1 protein-coding gene is annotated in these 507 nt (G+C 71.8%); it reads right to left on the bottom strand.

The window, feature by feature from the left end; genetic code table 11:
* On the bottom strand, positions 1–374 hold a 374-nt coding region (locus ACY45C_RS18675; protein WP_462188865.1), incomplete at its 3' end, for a uroporphyrinogen decarboxylase family protein.
* Positions 375–507 lie beyond the last annotated feature (133 nt).

Below are 507 nucleotides of genomic sequence, written 5' to 3'. Positions count from 1 at the left end.
GGTCCGATCCCGGCGACGATGTCGATGTCGAGGCCGATCGCGACCAGGGGCACCACGATGTCGGAGAAGAAGATCGCCGCGTCCGGCCGGAACCGGCGTACCGGCTGGAGCGTGATCTCAGTGATCATCTCGGCCTCCCGGCAGGAGTCGAGCATGGCGACTCCCGCGCGCAGGGCCCGGTACTCGGGCAGGACCCGCCCGGCCTGACGCATGAACCACACCGGCGTGGTCCCGGGGGGCTCCCGTCGACAGGCCCGCAGGAAGGGCGCGGTGTCGGCCAGGCCGAGCCGCCGGGTGAGCGCGGCACCGGTCGGCGGGGGCGAGACGCCGCCCGGCCCGGATCCGAGTCCCGCGTCGACGTGGAGGACAGGCATGGGTCGATCGTTGCACGCCCGTGAGATGTGTGGGAGTACGGCCATAGCGGGATGGGCCACCGCACGGGCCTGACGGCTCCCGGCGGCGAGGACCGGGGAGTACCAACCGGAACGTTGCACATCCGCTATCTTC

It is taken from the genome of Frankia sp. CcWB2 (assembly GCF_977927585.1).
Note: the sequence above shows the minus strand (reverse complement) of the source record. Positions and strands in the feature narration are given on the sequence as shown.